We start from the raw sequence: 20,431 nt of genomic DNA, 5'->3' as shown, positions 1-20,431 counted from the left end.
TGATTAGTATACGACACGGTGACCGCCCACCGGACCCCGACCCGGACTTCGACGCGTCTTGCACTGTTGAGTCGTTTACTGCTGAGCCCCTCGTTGCGCGGAACGGTCTGGGGAGTGATAGTATATGACAGAAGCGATCCGAACCGACGACAACCAACTCGCAGCAGAACCAGCGACTACGACCGGCGAAGCCAGGGGGAGCCATGACCGGAGACACTGAAACGCTCGACGAGCTAAGCAAGGAGTACAGAGAATCGATACCGGGAGACCTTCGCGAGACCAGATCCTTCGACTGGTATCTCGACGAGGTGTACGAGGATCCGCAGATCGCCCGCAACGCCCACCAGCGCGTCGCGGACATGTTCGACCACTACGGCACCGACTACGACGAAGAAGCCGGGGTCGTCGAGTACCACCTCGCGTCGAAGGATCCGCTCCACGACGGCGAGAACCGGTTTTTCGGCCGCGTGATCCACGAGTCGATGCACGAGTTCGTCAACAAGGTCAAAAGCGGTGCCAGACGGCTCGGTCCCGAACGACGCATCAAGCTGCTGCTCGGCCCAGTGGGATCGGGCAAATCCGCCTTCGACCAGCAGGTCCGGCGCTACTTCGAGGACTACACGATGCAGGAGGAGGGCCGGATGTACACGTTCCGGTGGACCGACCTCTGCTCGGTGATCGACGATCAGGATCCCGCAGATGACACGGTCCGTTCGCCGATGAACCAGGACCCGCTCGTCCTCCTGCCCCTCGAACAGCGCCAGCAGGTCATCGACGGGCTCAACGACCGGTTGGACGCACCGTACACGATCCGTAACGAGCAGAGCCTGGACCCGGAAAGCGAGTTCTACATGGACCGATTGTTGGCCCACTACGACGACGACCTGCAGAAGGTACTCGAAAAGCACGTCGAGATCATCCGACTCACGGCGGATGAGAACAAACGGCAGGCCCTGGAGACGTTCGAGCCAAAGGACAAGAAAAATCAGGACGAGACCGAACTCACCGGCGACGTCAACTACTCGAAGATCGCCGTCTACGGCGAATCCGATCCGCGCGCATTCGATTACTCCGGCGCGTTCTGTAACGCGAACCGCGGCGTCTTCTCCGGCGAGGAGTTGCTGAAACTCCAGCGGGAGTTCCTCTATGACTTCTTACACGCCAGTCAGGAACAGACGATCAAGCCCAAGAACAACCCGCGGATCGACATCGACCAGGTGATCGTTGGGCGGACGAACATGCCCGAGTACAAGGACAAAAAGGGCGACGAGAAGATGGAGGCCTTTAACGACCGCACCAAGCGGATCGACTTCCCGTACGTCCTCTCCTACGAGGACGAGGCCGAAATCTACTGGAAACTGCTGGGGAACGCGGACGTACCCGACATCCACGTCGAACCCCACACGCTGGAGATGGCGGGGCTCTTTTCGGTCCTTACGCGGATCGAAGAGCCCGACACGGAGACGGTCGATCTCCTCCAGAAGGCGAAAGCCTACAACGGCGAGGACGACGAGACCGACGACGTCGACCTGAAGAAGCTTCGCGAGGAAGCCGCTGCGAAAGCCGAGATCGGGGAAGGGATGGAGGGAATCTCGCCCCGATTCATCGGCGACGAGATCGCCGAGGCGATCATGGACAGCAAACACCGCGGCCGGGACTTCCTCTCGCCGCTGATCGTCTTCAACTTCTTCGAGGAGAATTTAGAACACCACGGTTCGATCGCAGAGGACCGATTCGACACCTACTACCGCTACCTCGAACGCGTCCGCGAGGAGTACCGCGAGCGCGCCATCGAGGACGTTCGACATGCGCTCGCATACGACGTCGACGAGATCCGTCGTCAGGGCGAGAAGTACATGGACCATGTGATGGCCTACATCGACGACGACACCGTCGAGGACGAGATTACGGGCCGCGAACAGGAGCCCGACGAAACCTTCCTCCGAAGTGTCGAGGAGAAACTCGACATTCCAGAGGACCGAAAAGACGACTTCCGGCAGGAGGTCTCGAACTGGGTCTCCCGCAGGGCGCGTGAGGGCGAGGCGTTCAACCCGCAGGACAACGAGCGTCTGCGCCGTGCGCTCGAACGCAAGCTCTGGGAGGACAAGAAACACAATATCAACTTCTCGGCACTGGTCAGCGCAAACGAGTTCGACGACGACGAGCGCTCGGCGTGGATCGACGCGCTGCTCAAGCAGGGATACAGCGAGGATGGCGCGCGCGAAGTGCTGGAGTTCGCCGGTGCCGAGGTCGCCAAATCCGAACTCGAAGAGTAATGTCCCGAGGAGAGAAGTTCGTCAGCGAGGCAGACGCCGCCCTCGAAGGGGCCTACGAGGAGCCCAAACCACTGGCCGAGTACGTCGATCGCGTCTTCGAGCGCCCGCGGATCGCCTCCCATGCGACCAAGTATCTGGTCGAGGCGATCGAATCACAGGGCACCAGAACGGTGATCGAGGAGGGCGAGGAAAAAGAGCGCTATCGGTTCTTTGATGACCCGCACAACGACGGCGAGCACGCGATTCTCGGCAACACCGAGGTACTCAACGCCTTCGTGGACGATCTGCGGACGATAGCGGCTGAACGCGGGAAAGGCGAGAAGATTATCTGGTTCGACGGACCGACGGCGACCGGGAAATCCGAACTCAAACGCTGTCTGATCAACGGATTGCGCGAGTACTCGAAGACCGAAGAAGGGCGTCGATACACCATCGAATGGAACGTCGAGGGCGCGGTCGATACGCGCGGTCTGAGCTACGGGAGCGAGCGACGCTCCGACGAGGATGACTGGTACGAGAGCCCCGTGCAGGCGCATCCACTGTCAGTGTTCCCGGAGGACGTGCGGTCAGAGCTGCTGGCCGAGATCAACGAGGCGTCGGACGATCACGTCGACTTGCACGTCGACACGCGCCTCGACCCGTTCTCGCGGGAAGCCTACGAGTACTTAGAAGAACAGTACCGCCGATCGGGACAGTCCGGCGAACTGTTCTCGGCGATCACCGATCCCGATCACCTCAGGGTGAAAAACTACGTCGTCGACGTCGGGCAGGGGATCGGCGTCCTCCACTCCGAGGACGAGGGCCATCCCAAACAGCGACTGGTCGGCTCGTGGATGCAGGGAATGCTGCAGGAACTGGACTCCCGCGGGCGAAAGAACCCGCAGGCGTTCAGTTACGATGGCGTACTCTCACAGGGCAACGGGCTTCTCACGATCGTCGAGGACGCCGCCCAGCACGCCGACTTGCTCCAGAAGCTACTGAACGTCCCCGACGAGCGAACCGTCAAACTCGACAAGGGAATCGGGATGGATATCGACTCACAGCTGCTGATTATCTCGAACCCGGATCTGGAGGACCAGCTGAACCAGCACGCTGACCGTAACGGGACGGACCCGCTGAAGGCGCTCAAGCGACGGCTCGACAAACACGAGTTCAGGTACCTGACCAACGTCTCCCTGGAGACCGAACTGATCCGCCGGGAGCTAACTGGCGAGACGTCGGTCTGGGAGACCGACGAGTACGACGAACTGGAAGCGAAGATCCGCAAGCCGGTCACGATGGATCTGCGAGGGGCCGACGGCGAGATCCGCGAACGGGAACTCGCCCCCCATGCCATCCAGGCCGCGGCGATGTATGCGGTCGTGACGCGGCTTGACGATGGGGATCTGCCAGCAGGGATCGATCTCGTCGACAAGGCGGTCCTCTACGATCGGGGGTATCTGGAGGACGGCGACGAACGCCGTGAGAAAGACGAGTTCGCGTTCGATGACGTGCAAAGTGGCAAGCAGGGAATTCCGGTGACGTTCACGCGGGACGTGCTGGCCGAACTCCTGCAGGCGGAGACTGACCGCCATCATCCGGAGCTCCCCGTCGAGTCGGTCGTCATGCCCCGCGACGTGTTGAACGCGATGGCCGAAGGGCTCTCGGAGGCGCCGATGTTCTCGGCTGGCGAGAGCGCGGAGTTCGAGAACCGGGTCGTCCCCGTCAAAAACTACCTGTTTAGCCAGCAGGAAGGGGACGTCCTCGAGGCCATGCTCCACGACAACCGGGTCGACGAGGGGACGGTCGGTGAGTACGTCGAGCACGTCTACGCATGGGCGACCGACGAGCGGATCACCAACGACCGGGGCGAGCGGATCGATCCGGACCCGCTGAAGATGAAGCTGTTCGAGATCGAGCAGATGGGCCGGTTCGCCGAACGCGACTACGAAGGCAACGAACCCTCTACAGCCGTCGCCGAGTTCCGGCGGAGCAAAATCATCACGTCGCTGAACCGGCACGCGTGGGAGCAACGGGACGAGGACTTCTCGGTGTCGGATGTCGACCTGACGTCGATCCCAGTTATTCGTAGTCTCCTGGAGAGCTACGACTGGGACGACGTCGAGCGAATCTACGAGGACTTCGATCCGAGCCAGTGGTCGGATCCGCCGGCGAACACCGAGACCGAGAGCGTGAAACGAGGGACGATCGAGAACATGATCGACCTGTTCGACTACACGGCGGCGTCGGCCGAGCTGACGAGCCGCCACGTCGTCGGACAGGTCGCGTACAAGTGGAAATAATGGGACTACAGGACGATCTCGACCGGTTCAGGGAAGTGGGCGAACAGCGCCGCAAAGACCTCGCTGACTTCATCCAGTACGGCGATCTGAGCGGCAGCGACCGTGACGAGGTACGGATCCCGATCAAGATCGTCGACCTGCCCTCTTTCGAGTACGATCAGCGCGACCAGGGCGGTGTCGGGAAGGGGGAGGGGGAGGTTGGCGACCCTGTTGGCCCGCCACAGCCACAGCCGGGAGACGGTGACGAGGACGGCGACCCGGGCGAGGAAAGCGGTACGCACGAGTACTACGAGATGGATCCCGAGGAGTTCGCCGAGGAGCTCGACGAACGGCTCGGGCTGGATCTCGAACCGAAGGGAAAGAAGGTGATAGAGGAAAAGGAAGGGCCGTTTACCGACCTCACACGGAGCGGCCCCGACTCGACGCTCGATTTCGAGCGGATGTTCAAGGAAGGCCTCAAGCGAAAGCTCGCGATGGACTTCGACGAGGAGTTCGTCCGCGAGGTGCTGAAGATCGACGGCTGGGGGCCCCAGCAGGTCTTCGAGTGGGCGCGCGGCGAGAACATCCCCGTCTCGAAGCCGTGGATCGAGGAGGCCTACAGCGAGATTCCGGGCGACGAACGCGGCGCGTGGGAGAGCTTCGAGGAACTCGATGCGACCGTCGAGCGCGAACCGGTCCAGCGGAAGATCCGCCGCGAAGGGCTCAAACACGTCCCGCTGCGCCGCGAGGACGAGCGGTACAGGCATCCCGAGATCATCGAGGAGAAAGAAAAGAACGTCGTCGTGGTGAACATCCGCGACGTCTCGGGCTCGATGCGCCAGAACAAGCGTGAACTGGTCGAGCGGACGTTCACGCCGCTTGACTGGTATCTCCAGGGCAAGTACGACAACGCCGAGTTCGTCTACATCGCCCACGACGCCGAGGCGTGGGAGGTCGACCGCGAGGAGTTCTTCGGCATCCGCTCAGGTGGTGGAACGAAGATTTCCTCCGCCTACGAACTCGCCGAGGCACTGCTGGAGGAGTACCCCTGGCACGAGTGGAACCGGTACGTCTTCGCCGCCGGTGACAGCGAGAACTCCTCGAACGACACCGAATCGGGCGTCATCCCGCTCATGGAATCGATTCCGGCCAATCTCCACGCCTACGTCGAAACCCAGCCCAGCGGCAACGCGGTCAACGCGACCCACGCCAAGGAGCTGGAAAGTCATTTCGACGAGGACGACAACGTCGCGGTGGCCTACGTCTCCGGACAGGATGACGTCGTCGACGCCATCGAGGAGATCCTCAGCACGGAGAGTGACTCATGAACTTCGATCGATACAGCGCACAGCGGGAGGCAGAGAAACTGCAAGCACCAGTCGAGGAGGCCCGCAAACTGGCCGAGCGCCTCGGACTCGAACCCTACCCGGTCAACTACTGGATCGTCGACTACGACGAGATGAACGAGCTGATCGCGTACGGCGGGTTCCAGCAACGCTACCCACACTGGCGCTGGGGCATGCAGTACGACCGCCAGCAAAAACAGGGCCAGTACATGGGCGGGAAGGCCTTCGAGATCGTCAACAATGACAACCCTTCCCATGCCTTCCTGCAGGAGTCGAACGAACTCGCCGACCAGAAAGCGGTGATCACGCACGTCGAGGCCCACGCCGACTTCTTCGCCAACAACCAGTGGTTCGGCCTCTTCACCGACGGACGGAGCAACGATACTGTCGAGGCGGCGGCCATGCTGGAACGCCACGCCCGCCAGATCCGCGAGTACATGGAGGATCCCGAGATCGACCGGGGCGACGTCGAGCGATGGATCGACCACGTGCTGACGCTCGAAGACACCATCGACCAGCATCAGGCCTTCTCGGCGACGCGACCGGGCGACCCGGAGAGCGAGCTCGAGCAGCGGGAGGCCGACCTTGCCGAACAGCTCGCCGAACTGGAGCTGAGCGACGAAGTCCGCGAGGAGGTGTTCTCCGAGGAATGGCTCGAAGGACAGGCCGACGACGAGGACACGACTGACCCCACGACGCCCGAGAAAGACGTCATCGCGTTCCTCGGCGAGCATGGAAAGCAGTTCGATGCCGACGCCGGGAAGGCCCGCGAGTACGAGCCTTGGCAGCGTGACGTCCTGGAGATGCTGCGCACCGAGTCGTACTACTTCGCGGGGCAGAAAATGACAAAAATAATGAACGAAGGGTGGGCAAGTTACTGGGAATCCGTCATGATGGCTGGCGAGAACTTCGCCGAGGCTGACGAGTTCCTCACCTACGCCGATCACATGGCCCGTGTGCTCGGCTCGCCCGGTCTGAATCCCTACAAGCTCGGCCTCGAACTCTGGCAGTACGCTGAGAACACGGTTAACCGTCGGGAGGTGCTGGACAAACTGCTGCGCGTCGAGGGAATCTCGTGGCGGAACCTGTCGGAATCCGTCGACTTCGATGCCGTACTGGAGACACTCGAACCCCCCTCGGCGCTGAAACTGATCACGGGCGACCGGCTCGACGAGGTTGCCGACCTGCCCGACAGATATGTCGATCGTGAGAACCTCCAGCGCGCCCGTGACGGCGATATTGACGTCGATCGCTACCCCTGGAAAGTGCTCACCTACGAGGGGCTGGCGCGTCGACACTTCTCACTGATCAAGCCACAGAACCGTAGTTTCCTGCCGAGCGTGAGCCAGTCCGAACTCGAACGGCTTGGTCGCTATCTCTTCGATGACGCGATCTACGACAGCGTGGAGGAGGCTCTGGAGGATGTCGACTACACGACCGGCTGGGACCGGATGCGCGAGATCCGCGAGAGCCACAACGACGTGACGTTCCTCGACGAGTTCCTCACCGACGAGTTCGTCGAGGAGGGTGAGTATTTCACCTACGAACACTCCCACGCGACGGGGCAGCCACGCGTCGCCAGCCGGGACGCTGCGGACGTAAAGAAGAAACTCCTGCTCCGTTTTACGAACTTCGGGAAGCCGACGATCGTCGTCAGTGACGGCAACTACAACAACCGTAACGAGCTACTGCTTTCCCACCGGTACAACGGCGTCATGCTCGACATAGAACAGGCAAAGCGAACGCTCGAACGCGTCTTCGAGCTGTGGGGTCGACCCGTCAATCTCGTGACGATCGTCAAACGGATCGACGATCACGATCGTGAGGTGGCGCGTCGTCGCAACGAGGAGCCAGAACCCACCGAGCAGGGAGCACTGATCCGGTACGACGGCGAGACGTTCGACGAACGCTCGCTACCGTGGGAGGACGTCGAGGATATCGCCGCCAGTGACATCGACTACGATACGAAACCCGACGACTGGCTGGCATAATTGGTCGGTGTCCCGTCTCGGCGTCTGGCGGGAGCGCCGCCCTCAGGCCAGTTCGGCGGCCCGATCCCGGAGCGACGATTCTACGGTTCTATCCTCGGTGATCGATTCGAGCTCGGCCGTCGCCGAACAGCGGCCAAGCCCTTCGAGAGCGTGGCGACGGAGGTCGCCGACGAGGCCGCCGGTCCGGACCAGTACGCCGAGGTTCGTCGCGTCCCGTTTTTCGACGAGTCTGTCGATCGCTTTGCGTCGGCTATCCTTCGATACGTTCCGTTTGACTGCGGTCTGAAAGTCTGAAGACATGTGTATCAATCAGCAATACCGATCTCTTCGCCACCGTCGGTCGTTTCGTCCGATTCGTCCGCGTCGGTCGCTTCCCCGGTTTCGGGGGCCTCGAACGTCGGGAAGCGATCCTCGAAGGCGTCCCAGTCGGCCGCCATCTCCTCGTCGGTGAGCAGGCTGTGCTCCAGATACGTCCGGAGTGCCTCGTGATCCATCTCGACGCCGATCAGTACCAGACGGGTGCCACGATCACCCCACTGGTCATCCCACTCGTCTTCGAGGCCGGGATGGGCCTCGAACTGCGCTTCCTGTTCTTCGGCCGGGAGACTCGCTACCCACCGACCGGCCGGTGCGACCCGGACCGACTGGCCCGCGACGTGGAGCATGATCGCGTTGTCCTCCCGACCGGCGAGCCAGAAGTGACCCTTCGAGCGGACGACTTCGTCGGGGAACGAGTCAAGCAGCTCGGCAAACCGTTCGGGGTGGAACGGTCGGTCGGCCTCGAACACGAAGGAAGTAACGCCGTGTTCTTCCTCCGCGGACTCGTGTGGCTGTTGTAGCTCCTGCATCCAGCCAGCCGAGGCGCGTGCTTCCTCGAAGTCGAAGCGCTCGGTCTCGACGATGTCGTCGACGTCGACCCGGCCGTGAGTCGTCCGCAGGATCTCGGCGCGGGGCTGGAGGACTTCGAGCGTCGCTTCGATCTCCTCGAGCGTCGCTTCGTCGACGAGATCGCACTTGTTCAACAGGAGGACGTCACAGAACTCCACCTGTTCGACGAGCAGATCGCCGAGATGTTTCTCGGTGCCGTCGTCGTCGAGGACCTCGTCGGATTGCATCGCCTCGTGGAACTGGTGGGCGTCGACGACGGTGACCGTCGTATCGAGGTGACAGCCCGACAGCGGCTCGATACCGGTTTCTTCGTAGAACTCGGTCGGATCGAGATCGGACTGGTCAAAGCCCATCGTCAACGTCTGTGCGACAGGGAGTGGCTCGGCGACGCCGGTCGACTCGACGACTATGGCGTCGAACTCGCCCGCCTCGGTGAGCCTGTCGACCGCTTCGAGCAGATCGCCGCGAAGCTCACAGCAGATGCAGCCGTCGTCCAGTTCGACTAGCTCTTCCTCCTCGTCGGAGATGTCCGAGGATTCAGCGACCAGATCCGCATCGACGTTGACCTTGCCCATGTCGTTGACGAGGACCGCTAGCTCGCGGTCGCCACTCTGTGCAAGGATGTGGTTGAGTGTGGTGGTCTTTCCGGCACCTAGCATACCGGACAGTACCGTCACGGGAGTCGTCTCTTCGCTCATTCATTAACAACCTATGGCTTGGTCATAATATAAGTTATTATCTAAGTCACAGTTCTTATTAATCTCTGGGGCATCGATCTCGGTACCGATCACTCGTGAGCAACGACACACACAGTCCAGAGCGGTTCGGGTGTGCTATCATCGGTGGCGGGATCCACGGGACGTATCTCGCGAACCGGCTAGTAGAGGACACCCAGTTTGGCCCAGCGGATATCGCCATCTTCGACCCACACGAGCAACTGCTGGAATCGTTCCGTCGGAAGGCCCAGCGGTGCGGGATGGAGACACTCAGATCTACGTTCGTCCACCACGTCGGGGCGGAGGCGTTCGGCCTCGAACGGTTCGCAGACGAATACGATCGCAGGGACGAACTCGTCTCGACGATCGATTACCCGGCCCGGCCCTCGCTGTCCCTGTTTCTGGACTACGCCGACGAGATTATCGCGACCAGCGGTCTCGATAGCTGCCATCGCCGGACACACGTCGAGGCGATCCGCCCGACAGACAGGGATCGTCTCGCACTGGAGACGGTGGAGGGACGCGCGATCGCCGACACCTGCGTCCTCGCGATGGGACACGGAGGTCGCCACACCCGGCCGGACTGGGCACAGGGAATCGACGACGTGGTCCACGTCTGGGGCGAGTTTGATCCCGCGAGAACCGTCGACCGGACGCTGATCGTCGGTGGCGGGATCACTGCCGGCCAGCTCGCCTGCACGCTGAGCGAGTCGGAAACGGTCGGGCTGGTCAGCCGACACCCGCTCGACTGGGAGGTCTCGGAAGCCGCGCCGCCGTGGATCAACTGGTCACGAATCGAATCGGAGCTGCACACGCATCCGCCGGGATCGAAAGCGCGACTGGAGGTAGCGAGGGACGCGCGCAACGACGCGTCGATGCCGCCGTACCTGTACGCGGAACTGGACGAGCGGATCGACGAGGGTGCGCTGGTCATCGAGAGCGGCGACATCGAGACGGTTGAACGTCAAGACGACGGGATTGCGCTGTCGATCCGCCACGTCAGGGACCTAGTCGGCGACCGGGTAGTCCTCGCGACAGGCTTCGAGCCGGTGTTCGAGCATCCGTTCGTCGACCGGGTCGCCCAGGAGTGCTCGCTCGCACGCGGATACGACGGAATGCCACTCCTCGATGACGAGACGCTCGCGTGGCGACACGATCAGGGGCAGCTATCGAACCTGTTCGTCACCGGCGCGCTGGCCCTCGGTACTGTCGGTCCCTATGCACCAAACATCCCGGGCGCACGGCGGGCGGCAGACCGGATCGTTCCGTCGATAGCGACCCAGCTAGAGCGTGCTGACCTCGCAGCGATGGGGCCCTGAACGTCTGGGAGAGGGTACTCTACGCTGGCACCATTGCTTCCTTCTGGGCGGTCAGGTGGTCGACGATCAGGTCACCCGCCCGTCGCGCGCCGATCACGTTGCGAGCGAATGGGCCAAGCACCTGCTCCGTGGCGGCTCCGGAGACGAGTACCCGCGAGGGGCTCCCGTCCTCGCATCGCCAGCACAGCGTCTCGTCGTCGAGAACCGGTGCGCCGCGATAACCAGACGCCAGTGACGTCTCACGGAACGAGCGGAACAGGCTGGCACTGTAGGGATTCCCAAAGCCAGTTGAACAGATCATCCGGTCGAGACACACCGCAGTCCCGTCCTCGCAGGTGACGACGACGGTCCCGCCCGCCTCGTTGGCGACCGTAATCTCCGATCGTTCGAGGGATATGCCGTCCCCCTGCAATGTCTCGCGCAATCGGTCGAAGGCGTATGGCGGGATCGCGCCGTCGTTTCGCGCCTGCTCGACGCGCTGCTGGCGTTCCTGCGAGGCGGGAGGCAGATCGTGGAGTTCCTCCACGACGCTGGAAAAATGCATCCACTCGGTGCCCGCCTCTAGCGACTCGACGCGGAACGGACTGCGCGCGAACAGCGTCACGGTTCTGGACGGACGCGCAATTGTCACTGCTAACTGTGCAGCCGTGATGCCACCGCCAACGATGCCGACGTGTTCGGTCTCGCCGATCACTTCCCGGTCGAACGACGGATCCCAGACGTGTGTGACCGGGGCGTCCTCCGGAAGCGTGCCAGCCCACTCGGGGAGCGACGTCGCGCCGCCGTAGCCGGTCGCCAGGAGACACCAGTCGGATTCGATCCGCCCCGTGGTCGTCTCCACGGCAACCCCCGTGCGCTGCTCTCTGATCCCGGTTGCCCTGCCCTCGACGATGGACGAATCCAGATCGTACCGGTCGACGACCCACGCCGCGTGATCGAAAAAGAGGTCGGTCGTCGGCCGGTCACCGCCAACCCTGCTCGGATGCAGTTCGTCGTCACGCCCCCGCCCGCGTGCGAAATCACGCAGCGAAAACGGATCGCGAGCCACGTGGTGGACAAAGGGTGACCTGAGCGTCTCGACGCCACACTGCCGACACTTCCGACGAAACCCGCCGAGCAATCCGTCGGGTTCGACGATTCGCAGGTCCTCGTGCTCGACGACATTCGCGTCGAGCAGCCGGATCGCGAGGTGGACGCCGTGGACGCCGCCGCCGATGATCGTCACGCGTGGACTGCTCCGTACGTCCGATCGATTGCTCCCTTGCATCGGTCGCTCGGTCATCTCCTGTTAATAAAATGTTCGAGTATATTAATAACTTCTGGACCGGGGGCGTCTGCAGTCGATAGTTCCCCGCCAGCGTACAGGACGATTCGGCCCCGACTAGCCTTTTACAGACTGAACCCAAAGAGCGGGTATGGCTGCATCACTCACCGCGGAGGAATTTCGCGATCTACAGGACCGGGGAGAGTCGTACGCGCTCGTCGATACCCGTCCAGCAGAGAGCTTCGAGTCGTGGCATATCGAGGGGGCGATCAACTACACGTACAAGCCCCACCACGAGTTCGACGTCGAGGACTTTCGGGCGGAGACGGGACTGGAACCGGCCGATCGAATCCTCACGATCTGTGCGAAAGGCAAATCATCGTTCGACATCGTTGACGAACTGGCCGCGGCGGGCTACGACGACGTCACGGTGATCGAGGACGGCATGCGTGCCTGGAGCCGGGTGTACGACGTGACGACTGTCCCAACCGAGAGCGACGGAATCGAACTCCTGCAGGTCCAGCGCCGCGCGAAGGGCTGTCTCGGCTACGTCGTCTGCGGTACCGAGACGCGACGGGCAGCCGTGATCGACGCGACCCGACACGTCGATGAGTTCGTCGACGCCGCCGAGTCGGCGGGCTACGAGATCGCCGCCGTCTTCGACACGCACGTTCACGCCGATCACATCTCCGGCGGTAGGATGCTTGCGGACCAGCTCAACGTTCCCTACTATCTCGGCGAGGACGCCACCGACCGCGGGGTCGCACACGAGTACACGCCCATGGCACGAAACGAGGTCGTCACCGTCGGCGAGGTCGACGTCAAGGCGCTCGCCACGCCCGGCCACACCTCCGAGATGGTCAGCTACCTGCTCGACGGCGAGGCGGTCGCAACCGGTGACACACTCTTTGTCGACTCGGTGGGACGCACCGAACTCCAGTTCGGCGACGCGGAGGCCGCGGAGGGTGCCGACCAGCTCTACGACTCCCTGCACGGGACGCTGCTTGCGTTGCCCGAGGACGTAACCGTTCTGCCGGGACATTTCGCCGTCAGCGATGCGGGCGAGACCGGCGAGCTGACGCGTGGTGAGCCGATCGTCGGCTCGGTCGGGACGATTCGGACGACTGTCGATCTGCTCGGCCGCCCGCGGGACGCCTTTGTTGAGCACGTCACCGAGCGCCGCCCCGAGAAGCCGCCGAACTACGAGCGGATCATCGGCCTGAACACGGGTCGCGAGGACGTCGAGGACGAGACCGAGGCGATCGAGCTCGAACTCGGACCGAACCGCTGTGCAGCGGAGTGATCATGTGATGACGACCAGTCAGCAGTTCACCGTCTCGACCGACGCCCGACTCGATATCGTAGACCTGACCGACCGGATCGAACGCGCGATTCCGGACGATGTCGAGCAGGGACACTGTACGATCTTCGTTCAGCACACGACCGCTGCGGTCGTGATCAACGAGGCCGAACCACGGTTGCTCGACGATATCGAAGGGTTCCTCGCCGACCTCGTCCCCGACGAGGGACATCGCCACGACGAACTCGACGGGAACGCCGACTCGCATCTCCGGACCACGCTGCTGGGGCCGAGCGAAACGATCCCGATTCGGGACGGCGATCTCGACACCGGCACCTGGCAGTCCGTCCTGCTGGTCGAGTGTGACGGCCCGCGGAGCAGAGACGTGTCGGTGACAGTGATTGGAGAGTAGCTCAGGATCCCGTACCGCCGTTGCCGACGAGCAGCCGCTCCAGCGCGTCCGAGCCGATCGGCGTGACCACGAGCGGCGTCACTATGGACGCACCATCGACGGACGCCACGGCCCCAAGGCTAATCGCGAGGAGACAGACGCTCCCGGTACGGCCACGGACTGCTGGGCCGAGCCGGACGCTCACGCGAATCCCACGACCAGCACGGTCGTGTTCCACGCGACGACGACCACCCCGAGGACTGCGAGAGTCCCCGGCACGACGAGACGATGGATACTCCGGAGTCTGCGCGCAAGCAGGACGAACCCGGCCAGTACCAGTACCTTCCAGACGGTGAGGACGACCGCCGCACCGACCAGTCCGGGGGCGGCGTCGACGAGCGCAGCGGGAAGCGGGTTCCCCTCCGTTGCGCCGAGCCACAGCCCGACAATAGTCGAAACGAGGTCGCCGACGCCGTAGAAGGCGATCGCGAGTACCCACAGGGCGGACTCCGCCTCATCGGTGTCGAGGCTGAGCCATGCTGTATCGTTTCTGTGGATCGCGCTATCGGCAGCCATACATCAACCCCCAGTTCGGGCGTTTTGAGGCTCGGTACCGGTTGCGGAGCGAAGATATCCTGCTGAGCATCGGTAGATCCCCCGTCTCGTCGACGGCTCGTCTCGAACCTCGACGAGGCTACCCTTTGCTATGGATCGGATACTCGCCCACAGGTCCGGCTTACTCCAGACCGGCGAACGCTAGATGGTCTATATCATCCGAGAACAGGGCGCACGATATCGAGGAGCGTTACAGGTATGGCCGAGCGACCTCCACAGCGTCCGTCGCGATACCGTCGACACCGCGCCACGCCATTGCACGGGCGAGCAGCGGCTCGTTGACCGTCCAGACGTTGACCTCCAGGTCCACGGATCTCGGACGGGAAAGTACTCGCGAGTACAGCAGGAGTGTGAACCGGGGATGAACGTACTCACAGTCGAGTTCGATCGCTCGACGAACTGGCTGGTCACGGAGCCACCGTGAGATATACGCCGTCTCGACGGGTCGGTCGTGGGATCGAACCGCTTGCAATGCGTCCGCGGAAAAGGAAGAGACCATGCAGTCGTTTTCGACCCGACCAAGTGCGTCGAGGACATCGCTCGCAATGGCAGTCTCTTTGAGCTCAACGTTGATGTCGACGTCCGTCGCAATCGCTGCCAGAACGTCGTCGAGCGTCGGGATCGACTCGCCGCTCCCGAGTACGTCGAAGGACTGAAGTTCGGAAAGTGACAGATCGGCGACGCGCCCCGTTCCATCAGTAACGCGGTCGATCCGTTCGTCGTGGACGACGACGAGTTCGCCTGACCCGCACCGTCGGACGTCGAACTCGATGCTATCGGCTACTCGGCTCGCCCGTTCGATAGCTGATACGGTGTTCTCGGGCGCGTCGGCGGCGAACCCACGGTGAGCGATCACTCGCATGGTCGAGGCTCGGCTGCCAGCGTCTTAATATTCTGCCCCCTGAATTCATTTCGCTCCCGCCCCTACGGGACGTATGTCCGTTAGCTTCGATTTCAGTGATCGGGTCGTCGTCGTAACTGGTGCTTGCGGGGCGCTCGGTAGCGCCGTCGCCGAGCGGTTCAGCGATGCGGGCGCAAGGGTCGCCGCCGTCGACGTGCTCGACTCCGATGACGAGGATGCACTGCTCGATCTCGACGAGCGTACCGCCTACTACCGGATCGATCTCACCGACGAGGAGGATGTCGAACGGGGCATCGATGAGATCGCCGATGCTCACGGTGGGATCGATCATCTCGTGAACGTCGCCGGAACCTGGCGCGGCGGTCAGCCAATCGAGGAGACGCCGGTCGACGAGTTCGACATGCTGTTCGACGTCAACCTCAAAACCGCGTTCCTCGCCTCAAAACACACCCTGCCCCACCTGCAGGACGCCGAGGGATCGATCGTGAGCATCAGCTCTCGCTCCTCCCTCGAAGGTGGTGAAGGCGACGGTCCCTACAGAGCATCGAAGGCGAGCATTCGCCGACTGACCGAAACCATTGCGGCCGAAAACGAGGGGGTGGTCCGGGCAAACGCGGTGATGCCGAGCGTGATCGACACGCCGATGAACCGTGAGATGATGTCGGGATCGAACCAGGACAAGTGGGTTGACCCTGTGGACATCGCAGGCGTGATCGCCTTCCTCTGTAGCGACGCCGCGAGTCCGACGAGCGGCGCGGCGGTGCCGGTCTACGGGGAGGCGTGATTCGGTTTTGAGTTGACGATCGTGTTTTCAAATCGTTTGGAGACCGGTGATCTGTACATTTGCTGAAACCCCTTATACGAAAGATTAGATTTATTAAATGCCATCGTACAGGTGGTACGTATGGTAGAGTCATCCGGCAGTCGAGAACAGTGGGCGACCCGTCTTGGGTTTATCCTCGCTGCAGTAGGGAGCGCAGTTGGTCTTGGAAACATCTGGCGGTTCCCGTTCCAGATCGGACAGGAGGGTGGCGGAGCCTTTCTGCTCATCTATCTCCTCTTCGTCGTGCTCATCGGGATTCCCGTGATCCTCGTCGAGTTCGTCATCGGACGTCGAGCCAAGCAAAGCCCCGTCAAGGCGTTCACCGAGTTAGGGTACGGTAGCTGGCGGTACATCGGCGGACTGTTCGTTCTCACCGGATTGATGATCATGTCCTTCTACTCCGTCGCTGCGGGGTGGGTACTACGATACACGGGTGGCAGCGTGACCGGCGCGTACTTCGAGAACCCGGAGGCATACTTCGCGGCGGTTTCCGAGGGGACGATGACGATCGCGCTACACGGGCTCTTTATCGCCCTGACAGCCGTCATCGTCGCAGCCGGAGTCAAACGCGGCATCGAACTCGCAGTCAAGGCAATGATTCCGGCACTGGTCGTCGTCATGCTCGTGCTGATCGGATATGCTGCGACGCTCGATGGCGCAATGGCCGGCTACTCGTGGTTCCTTTCACCCGACCTTGACGTCCTCGCGGAGAACTGGACGACCATCCTGCCAGCGGCTGCTGGCCAGGCGTTTTTCACCCTGTCGCTCGGGATGGGCGTGATGATCACGTATGCCTCGTACATTGGAGAGGATCGGAACCTCGCCGAGGACAGTGGGTGGATCGCTGGTCTCGACACGCTGGTCGCGGTCATGGCCGGGCTCATCATCTTCCCGGTGCTGTTCGCCATCGGCGCGACGCCGGGTGACGGCGGCCCTGGTGAGCTGTTCATCGGTGTCGGCGGTGCCATCGCCGAAATCCCGGGAAGCCACATCGTCGGCGTCCTCTTCTTCGGCGTGGTCGCCATCGGCGCACTGTCGAGCGCGATCAGCATTCTCGAAGTGCTGGTCTCGTACCTGATCGACTCGTACGGCGTGGAACGGAAGAAAGCCACCTACGGGATGGCTGGGCTGATCTTCCTGCTCGGCGTCCCGTCGGCGATGGATCTCGAAACGCTCGATCTCATCGACGGGATTACCGGCGGCTTCATGCTCCCGCTTGGCGTCTTCTTGCTGGTCATCTTCGTCGGCTGGGTGTTCCCCCATTCCGACGACGAGCTATCGAAGGGACTCAAAAGCGGTGCTGAAGGACGGCTCCCCCAGCTCTGGCTGTGGTACGTCCGAACAGTCGTGCTCTTTGTTGTCGCCATTGTGCTGGTCTTTTACGCGTATAACCAGCTCGTCGAGTTCGGCGTTATCGCCTGAGATACGCAGTCGCTGGTTGCGGAAATCTTTTCCATTCGGTCGCCGATACTCGCGGTATGAAGACGATCGAGAGGGTGATGTCATGACGATGGAAGATCGGATCGCGGAGCTCCGAGAGCTCCGCGAGGAGGCCGAACTCGGCGGCGGTGAGTCCCGAATCGAACGCCAACACGACAAGGGGAAGATGACCGCCCGAGAGCGTATCGAGTACTTCCTCGACGACGGCACCTTCCACGAGTTCGACAAGCTCCGGACCCACGGGAGCCACAACTTCGGGATGGAAGAGCGAAAGATACTGACCGATGGAGTCGTGACGGGCTATGGCGAGGTCGATGGTCGAAAGGTGTTCGTCTTCGCGCACGACTTCACAGTATTTGGCGGCTCGCTCGGTGAGGTGTTCGCCGAGAAGATCTGCAAGGCAATGGACACCGCGATGGAGGTCGGCTGTCCGATCGTCGGCCTGAACGACTCGGCGGGAGCACGCATCCAGGAAGGCGTCAACAGCCTCGCGGGCTTTACCGAAATCTTCCACCGAAACCAGCAGGCAAGCGGTGTCATCCCACAGATATCCGGAATCATGGGCCCGTGTGCAGGTGGGGCCGTCTACTCTCCCTCGATTACCGACTTCATCTTCATGGTCGAGGATACGAGCCACATGTACATCACGGGACCGGGCGTCACGAAGACGGTGACGGGCGAGGAGGTCTCTCACGAAGAACTGGGCGGCGCGTCGACACACAGTTCGACGACGGGCGTAGCGCAGTTCTCCGTGCCCGACGACGAGACGGCACTAGACCGGATTCGTCATTTGCTCTCGTATCTTCCGCAGAACAACGTCGAGGATCCGCCACGGGTCGAACCGTGGGACGACCCCGACCGGCAGGACGACCGGCTCAACGAGATAGTCCCGCCGAGCCCACAGAAGCCGTACGATATGGTCGATGTCATCGATTCAGTGATGGACGAGGGGTCCTTTTTCGAGGTCAACGAGAACTTCGCAAAGAACATCGTCGTCGGCTTCTCGCGACTCGACGGGTACTCGGTCGGCGTTGTCGCGAACCAGCCCCGGGTCAACGCCGGGACGCTAACGGTCGATTCGAGCATGAAGGCAGCCCGGTTCGTCCGGTTCTGTGACGCCTTCAATATCCCGATCGTCTCTTTCGTCGACGTACCGGGCTACATGCCGGGGACCGATCAGGAACACCGCGGAATCATCCGTCACGGTGCGAAGTTGCTCTATGCGTACTCCGAGGCGACAGTCCCGCTGCTCACAGTCATCACCCGCAAGGCCTACGGCGGAGCCTACTGCGTGATGGCGTCGAAACACCTCGGCGCGGACGTCAACTACGCCTGGCCGACGGCCGAAATCGCGGTGATGGGGCCACAGGGTGCGGTAAACCTGCTTTACAGCGACGAGCTCGAAGCGGCCGAGGACACCGAGGCACTCCGGCAGGAGCTGATCCAGGAGTACCGCGATGAGTTCGCCAACCCCTACACCGCTGCCGACCGGGGCTATCTCGACGACGTCATCGAGCCGACCGAGACGCGCCCGCGGCTCGTGCAGGATCTGGAGATGCTCCGCTCGAAGCGCGAGGACCAGCCGGACAAGAAACACGGTAACATTCCGCTTTGAGTGATGTCGAACACAACTACCGATCCAGAGACGGTCAACCACTCCCTCGGGGACGTACTGCCCCAGGACGTCTCGTTGTCGCTTCCCCAAACTGTGAGCGACGCCGAGGCGGCCGCTATCGCCGCGGCGATCGGCGCACACCTCCGAGACCGGGAACTGGCCGCGGCACGTGGAGAAAGCGAGGAGGAGACGTGGCAGGGCAAGCGTTGGGCCTTCGCCGGAAAGCTCGATGGCTGTAGCGGCTCAACAGGACGTGTTCCGCTCGACGCGCCGACCGATCAGTGGACTGCTGCCGGACGCAGCGATCGGTTCTAGTGGTTTGGGATTCTCAACCGGCTGGAATCGGAGCGGAGCTTATGTCTATCAGCTCTGTTTCTTCCATCGATGGCTACGACCGAATCCGAGATGAACGTCAGCGACTCGGTCGCCGAGTTGATCGGTGAAACTCCACTGTTGCGCATCGGTGAGAACCTGTACGCAAAGATCGAGGCGCAAAATCCCTACTCAGTAAAAGACCGGATCGGCCGTGAGATTATCGACGCGGCGGAGCGTTCCGGTGCGCTCGAACCGGGTGGGACCGTCGTCGAGGCGACCAGCGGCAACACAGGGATCGGGCTCGCCGCGATTTCTGCCGCCCGTGGATACGATTGCGTGCTGACGATGCCCGAGTCGATGTCCGAAGAACGCCGTGCCATGCTCGCCGCGCTGGGCGCGGAACTGGAGCTGACGCCGGCCGACGACGGCATGACGGGTGCGAACGAACGGGCTGCGGAAATCGTCGACGAGCACGACAACGCCATCCTCGCCCGACAGTTCGAAAACGATGCAAACCCGACCGCTCATCGCAAGACGACTGGCCCGGAGATTTGGCGAGATACGGGCGGGCGCGTCGACGCGGTCGTCGCGGGGGTCGGGACGGGAGGAACGATCACCGGGCTTGCCGAGTACTTCGACGAGGAACGCGGCGCGAATGTCACGACCGTCGCCGTGGAACCGGCCGAATCGCCAACGCTGACCGAGCAAAGCGACGATAGCCACGGCATACAGGGGATCGGTCCGGGCTTCGTGCCGGAGATCCTGCGGATGGAACTGATCGATGAGGTCCGGGATGTAGACACCGATCGTGCCAAAGAGACCGCGAGATGGTTCGGACGTAACGAAGGACTCATGATCGGAATTTCCTCGGGTGCCGCGCTGGCCGCGGGACGGGAATACGCGGCGGAGAACCCCGATGATTGCACCGTCGTCATCCTCCCCGACACTGGTGAGCGGTATCTATCCACGGATCTGTACGCGCCCGAGTGACTCCCCGAACCGGAAAAGT

General features: G+C 62.3%; 18 protein-coding genes. 12 read left to right on the top strand and 6 right to left on the bottom strand.

The annotated features are described in order from the left end of the window. The first annotated feature begins 203 nt into the window (after positions 1–203). The 4 genes from AArcS_RS04860 to AArcS_RS04845 are packed head-to-tail and all read left to right on the top strand — an operon-like array spanning position 204 to position 7,874. Positions 204–2,276: a PrkA family serine protein kinase gene (locus tag AArcS_RS04860; protein WP_238479344.1), complete on the top strand. Its 2,073-nt coding sequence runs from the start codon at positions 204–206 to the stop codon at positions 2,274–2,276. Beyond that, entirely contained in the window at positions 2,276–4,558 is a 2,283-nt protein-coding gene (locus tag AArcS_RS04855) for a PrkA family serine protein kinase (RefSeq protein WP_238479342.1), read from the top strand. Before AArcS_RS04860 ends, AArcS_RS04855 begins: the two co-directional genes overlap by 1 nt. Next, positions 4,558–5,865, top strand: coding sequence for a YeaH/YhbH family protein (locus AArcS_RS04850; RefSeq protein WP_238479340.1), 1,308 nt, complete (start codon positions 4,558–4,560; stop codon positions 5,863–5,865). Before AArcS_RS04855 ends, AArcS_RS04850 begins: the two co-directional genes overlap by 1 nt. Next, positions 5,862–7,874 (top strand): SpoVR family protein, encoded by a 2,013-nt coding sequence (locus AArcS_RS04845; RefSeq protein ID WP_238479338.1) that lies wholly within the window; start codon positions 5,862–5,864, stop codon positions 7,872–7,874. Before AArcS_RS04850 ends, AArcS_RS04845 begins: the two co-directional genes overlap by 4 nt. A 42-nt stretch (positions 7,875–7,916) precedes the next feature. Here AArcS_RS04845 and AArcS_RS04840 read toward each other — a convergent pair whose 3' ends face one another. Together AArcS_RS04840 and AArcS_RS04835 are read right to left on the bottom strand one after the other, a co-directional pair. Beyond that, positions 7,917–8,174: a hypothetical protein gene (locus AArcS_RS04840; RefSeq protein WP_238479336.1), complete on the bottom strand. Its 258-nt coding sequence runs from the start codon at positions 8,172–8,174 to the stop codon at positions 7,917–7,919. A 5-nt stretch (positions 8,175–8,179) separates the two neighbouring features. Continuing rightward, positions 8,180–9,460, bottom strand: a complete 1,281-nt coding sequence (locus AArcS_RS04835; RefSeq protein WP_238479334.1) for a CobW family GTP-binding protein — start codon at positions 9,458–9,460, stop codon at positions 8,180–8,182. A gap of 95 nt (positions 9,461–9,555) precedes the next feature. On the opposite strand from AArcS_RS04835, the gene AArcS_RS04830 reads away from it, so the two are divergent. Next, positions 9,556–10,797 (top strand): FAD/NAD(P)-binding protein, encoded by a 1,242-nt coding sequence (locus AArcS_RS04830; RefSeq protein ID WP_238479333.1) that lies wholly within the window; start codon positions 9,556–9,558, stop codon positions 10,795–10,797. A gap of 19 nt (positions 10,798–10,816) precedes the next feature. Here the strand turns inward: AArcS_RS04830 and AArcS_RS04825 are convergent, their stop codons facing one another. Further along, positions 10,817–12,064 carry an FAD/NAD(P)-binding protein gene (locus AArcS_RS04825; RefSeq protein ID WP_238479331.1) on the bottom strand — a complete coding sequence of 416 codons (1,248 nt, stop codon included), beginning with the start codon at positions 12,062–12,064 and terminating at the stop codon, positions 10,817–10,819. A 148-nt stretch (positions 12,065–12,212) separates the two neighbouring features. On the opposite strand from AArcS_RS04825, the gene AArcS_RS04820 reads away from it, so the two are divergent. Then, positions 12,213–13,364: an MBL fold metallo-hydrolase gene (locus tag AArcS_RS04820; protein WP_238479329.1), complete on the top strand. Its 1,152-nt coding sequence runs from the start codon at positions 12,213–12,215 to the stop codon at positions 13,362–13,364. A 7-nt stretch (positions 13,365–13,371) separates the two neighbouring features. After that, positions 13,372–13,773 carry a secondary thiamine-phosphate synthase enzyme YjbQ gene (locus AArcS_RS04815; RefSeq protein WP_238479328.1) on the top strand — a complete coding sequence of 134 codons (402 nt, stop codon included), beginning with the start codon at positions 13,372–13,374 and terminating at the stop codon, positions 13,771–13,773. Position 13,774: 1 nt separating this feature from the next. Here the strand turns inward: AArcS_RS04815 and AArcS_RS04810 are convergent, their stop codons facing one another. The 3 genes from AArcS_RS04810 to AArcS_RS04800 all read right to left on the bottom strand — a co-directional run bounded on the left by AArcS_RS04810 (position 13,775) and on the right by AArcS_RS04800 (position 15,229). Then, on the bottom strand, positions 13,775–13,957 hold the full coding sequence (locus AArcS_RS04810) for a hypothetical protein (protein ID WP_238479327.1): 183 nt from the start codon (positions 13,955–13,957) through the stop codon (positions 13,775–13,777). Next, positions 13,954–14,328: a DUF5658 family protein gene (locus AArcS_RS04805; RefSeq protein ID WP_238479326.1), complete on the bottom strand. Its 375-nt coding sequence runs from the start codon at positions 14,326–14,328 to the stop codon at positions 13,954–13,956. Before AArcS_RS04805 ends, AArcS_RS04810 begins: the two co-directional genes overlap by 4 nt. A gap of 229 nt (positions 14,329–14,557) precedes the next feature. Continuing rightward, positions 14,558–15,229 carry a glycerophosphodiester phosphodiesterase gene (locus tag AArcS_RS04800; protein WP_238479325.1) on the bottom strand — a complete coding sequence of 224 codons (672 nt, stop codon included), beginning with the start codon at positions 15,227–15,229 and terminating at the stop codon, positions 14,558–14,560. Between the two features lie 73 nt (positions 15,230–15,302). Between AArcS_RS04800 and AArcS_RS04795 the strand changes: the two genes are divergently transcribed. The 5 genes from AArcS_RS04795 to cysK all read left to right on the top strand — a co-directional run bounded on the left by AArcS_RS04795 (position 15,303) and on the right by cysK (position 20,412). After that, entirely contained in the window at positions 15,303–16,013 is a 711-nt protein-coding gene (locus AArcS_RS04795) for an SDR family oxidoreductase (protein WP_238479324.1), read from the top strand. A 120-nt stretch (positions 16,014–16,133) separates the two neighbouring features. Beyond that, positions 16,134–17,474, top strand: a complete 1,341-nt coding sequence (locus AArcS_RS04790; protein ID WP_238479323.1) for a sodium-dependent transporter — start codon at positions 16,134–16,136, stop codon at positions 17,472–17,474. Between the two features lie 88 nt (positions 17,475–17,562). Then, a complete protein-coding gene (locus tag AArcS_RS04785; RefSeq protein WP_375139647.1) occupies positions 17,563–19,107 on the top strand; it encodes an acyl-CoA carboxylase subunit beta in 1,545 nt (514 codons plus the stop codon). A 3-nt stretch (positions 19,108–19,110) separates the two neighbouring features. Then, a complete protein-coding gene (locus AArcS_RS04780; RefSeq protein ID WP_238479321.1) occupies positions 19,111–19,422 on the top strand; it encodes a DUF8022 family protein in 312 nt (103 codons plus the stop codon). Positions 19,423–19,491: 69 nt separating this feature from the next. After that, positions 19,492–20,412, top strand: a complete 921-nt coding sequence (gene cysK / locus AArcS_RS04775) for a cysteine synthase A (protein WP_310736984.1) — start codon at positions 19,492–19,494, stop codon at positions 20,410–20,412. Positions 20,413–20,431 lie beyond the last annotated feature (19 nt).

Source organism: Natranaeroarchaeum sulfidigenes (assembly GCF_017094485.1).
In the GTDB taxonomy this organism is placed as follows: domain Archaea; phylum Halobacteriota; class Halobacteria; order Halobacteriales; family Natronoarchaeaceae; genus Natranaeroarchaeum; species Natranaeroarchaeum sulfidigenes.
The sequence above is the reverse complement of the archived record's forward strand: the minus strand, read 5'-3'. Positions and strand labels throughout refer to the sequence as shown.

What these genes read in the sequence shown, in the direction of transcription:
- AArcS_RS04860 (WP_238479344.1), top strand. Translation starts at nt 204, where the DNA reads ATGACCGGAGACACTGAAACGCTCGACGAGCTAAGCAAGGAGTACAGA.
- AArcS_RS04855 (WP_238479342.1), top strand. Translation starts at nt 2,276, where the DNA reads ATGTCCCGAGGAGAGAAGTTCGTCAGCGAGGCAGACGCCGCCCTCGAA.
- AArcS_RS04850 (WP_238479340.1), top strand. Translation starts at nt 4,558, where the DNA reads ATGGGACTACAGGACGATCTCGACCGGTTCAGGGAAGTGGGCGAACAG.
- AArcS_RS04845 (WP_238479338.1), top strand. Translation starts at nt 5,862, where the DNA reads ATGAACTTCGATCGATACAGCGCACAGCGGGAGGCAGAGAAACTGCAA.
- AArcS_RS04840 (WP_238479336.1), bottom strand. Translation starts at nt 8,174, where the DNA reads ATGTCTTCAGACTTTCAGACCGCAGTCAAACGGAACGTATCGAAGGAT.
- AArcS_RS04835 (WP_238479334.1), bottom strand. Translation starts at nt 9,460, where the DNA reads ATGAGCGAAGAGACGACTCCCGTGACGGTACTGTCCGGTATGCTAGGT.
- AArcS_RS04825 (WP_238479331.1), bottom strand. Translation starts at nt 12,064, where the DNA reads ATGCAAGGGAGCAATCGATCGGACGTACGGAGCAGTCCACGCGTGACG.
- AArcS_RS04820 (WP_238479329.1), top strand. Translation starts at nt 12,213, where the DNA reads ATGGCTGCATCACTCACCGCGGAGGAATTTCGCGATCTACAGGACCGG.
- AArcS_RS04815 (WP_238479328.1), top strand. Translation starts at nt 13,372, where the DNA reads ATGACGACCAGTCAGCAGTTCACCGTCTCGACCGACGCCCGACTCGAT.
- AArcS_RS04805 (WP_238479326.1), bottom strand. Translation starts at nt 14,328, where the DNA reads ATGGCTGCCGATAGCGCGATCCACAGAAACGATACAGCATGGCTCAGC.
- AArcS_RS04800 (WP_238479325.1), bottom strand. Translation starts at nt 15,229, where the DNA reads ATGCGAGTGATCGCTCACCGTGGGTTCGCCGCCGACGCGCCCGAGAAC.
- AArcS_RS04795 (WP_238479324.1), top strand. Translation starts at nt 15,303, where the DNA reads ATGTCCGTTAGCTTCGATTTCAGTGATCGGGTCGTCGTCGTAACTGGT.
- AArcS_RS04790 (WP_238479323.1), top strand. Translation starts at nt 16,134, where the DNA reads ATGGTAGAGTCATCCGGCAGTCGAGAACAGTGGGCGACCCGTCTTGGG.
- AArcS_RS04785 (WP_375139647.1), top strand. Translation starts at nt 17,563, where the DNA reads ATGGAAGATCGGATCGCGGAGCTCCGAGAGCTCCGCGAGGAGGCCGAA.
- AArcS_RS04780 (WP_238479321.1), top strand. Translation starts at nt 19,111, where the DNA reads ATGTCGAACACAACTACCGATCCAGAGACGGTCAACCACTCCCTCGGG.
- cysK (WP_310736984.1), top strand. Translation starts at nt 19,492, where the DNA reads ATGGCTACGACCGAATCCGAGATGAACGTCAGCGACTCGGTCGCCGAG.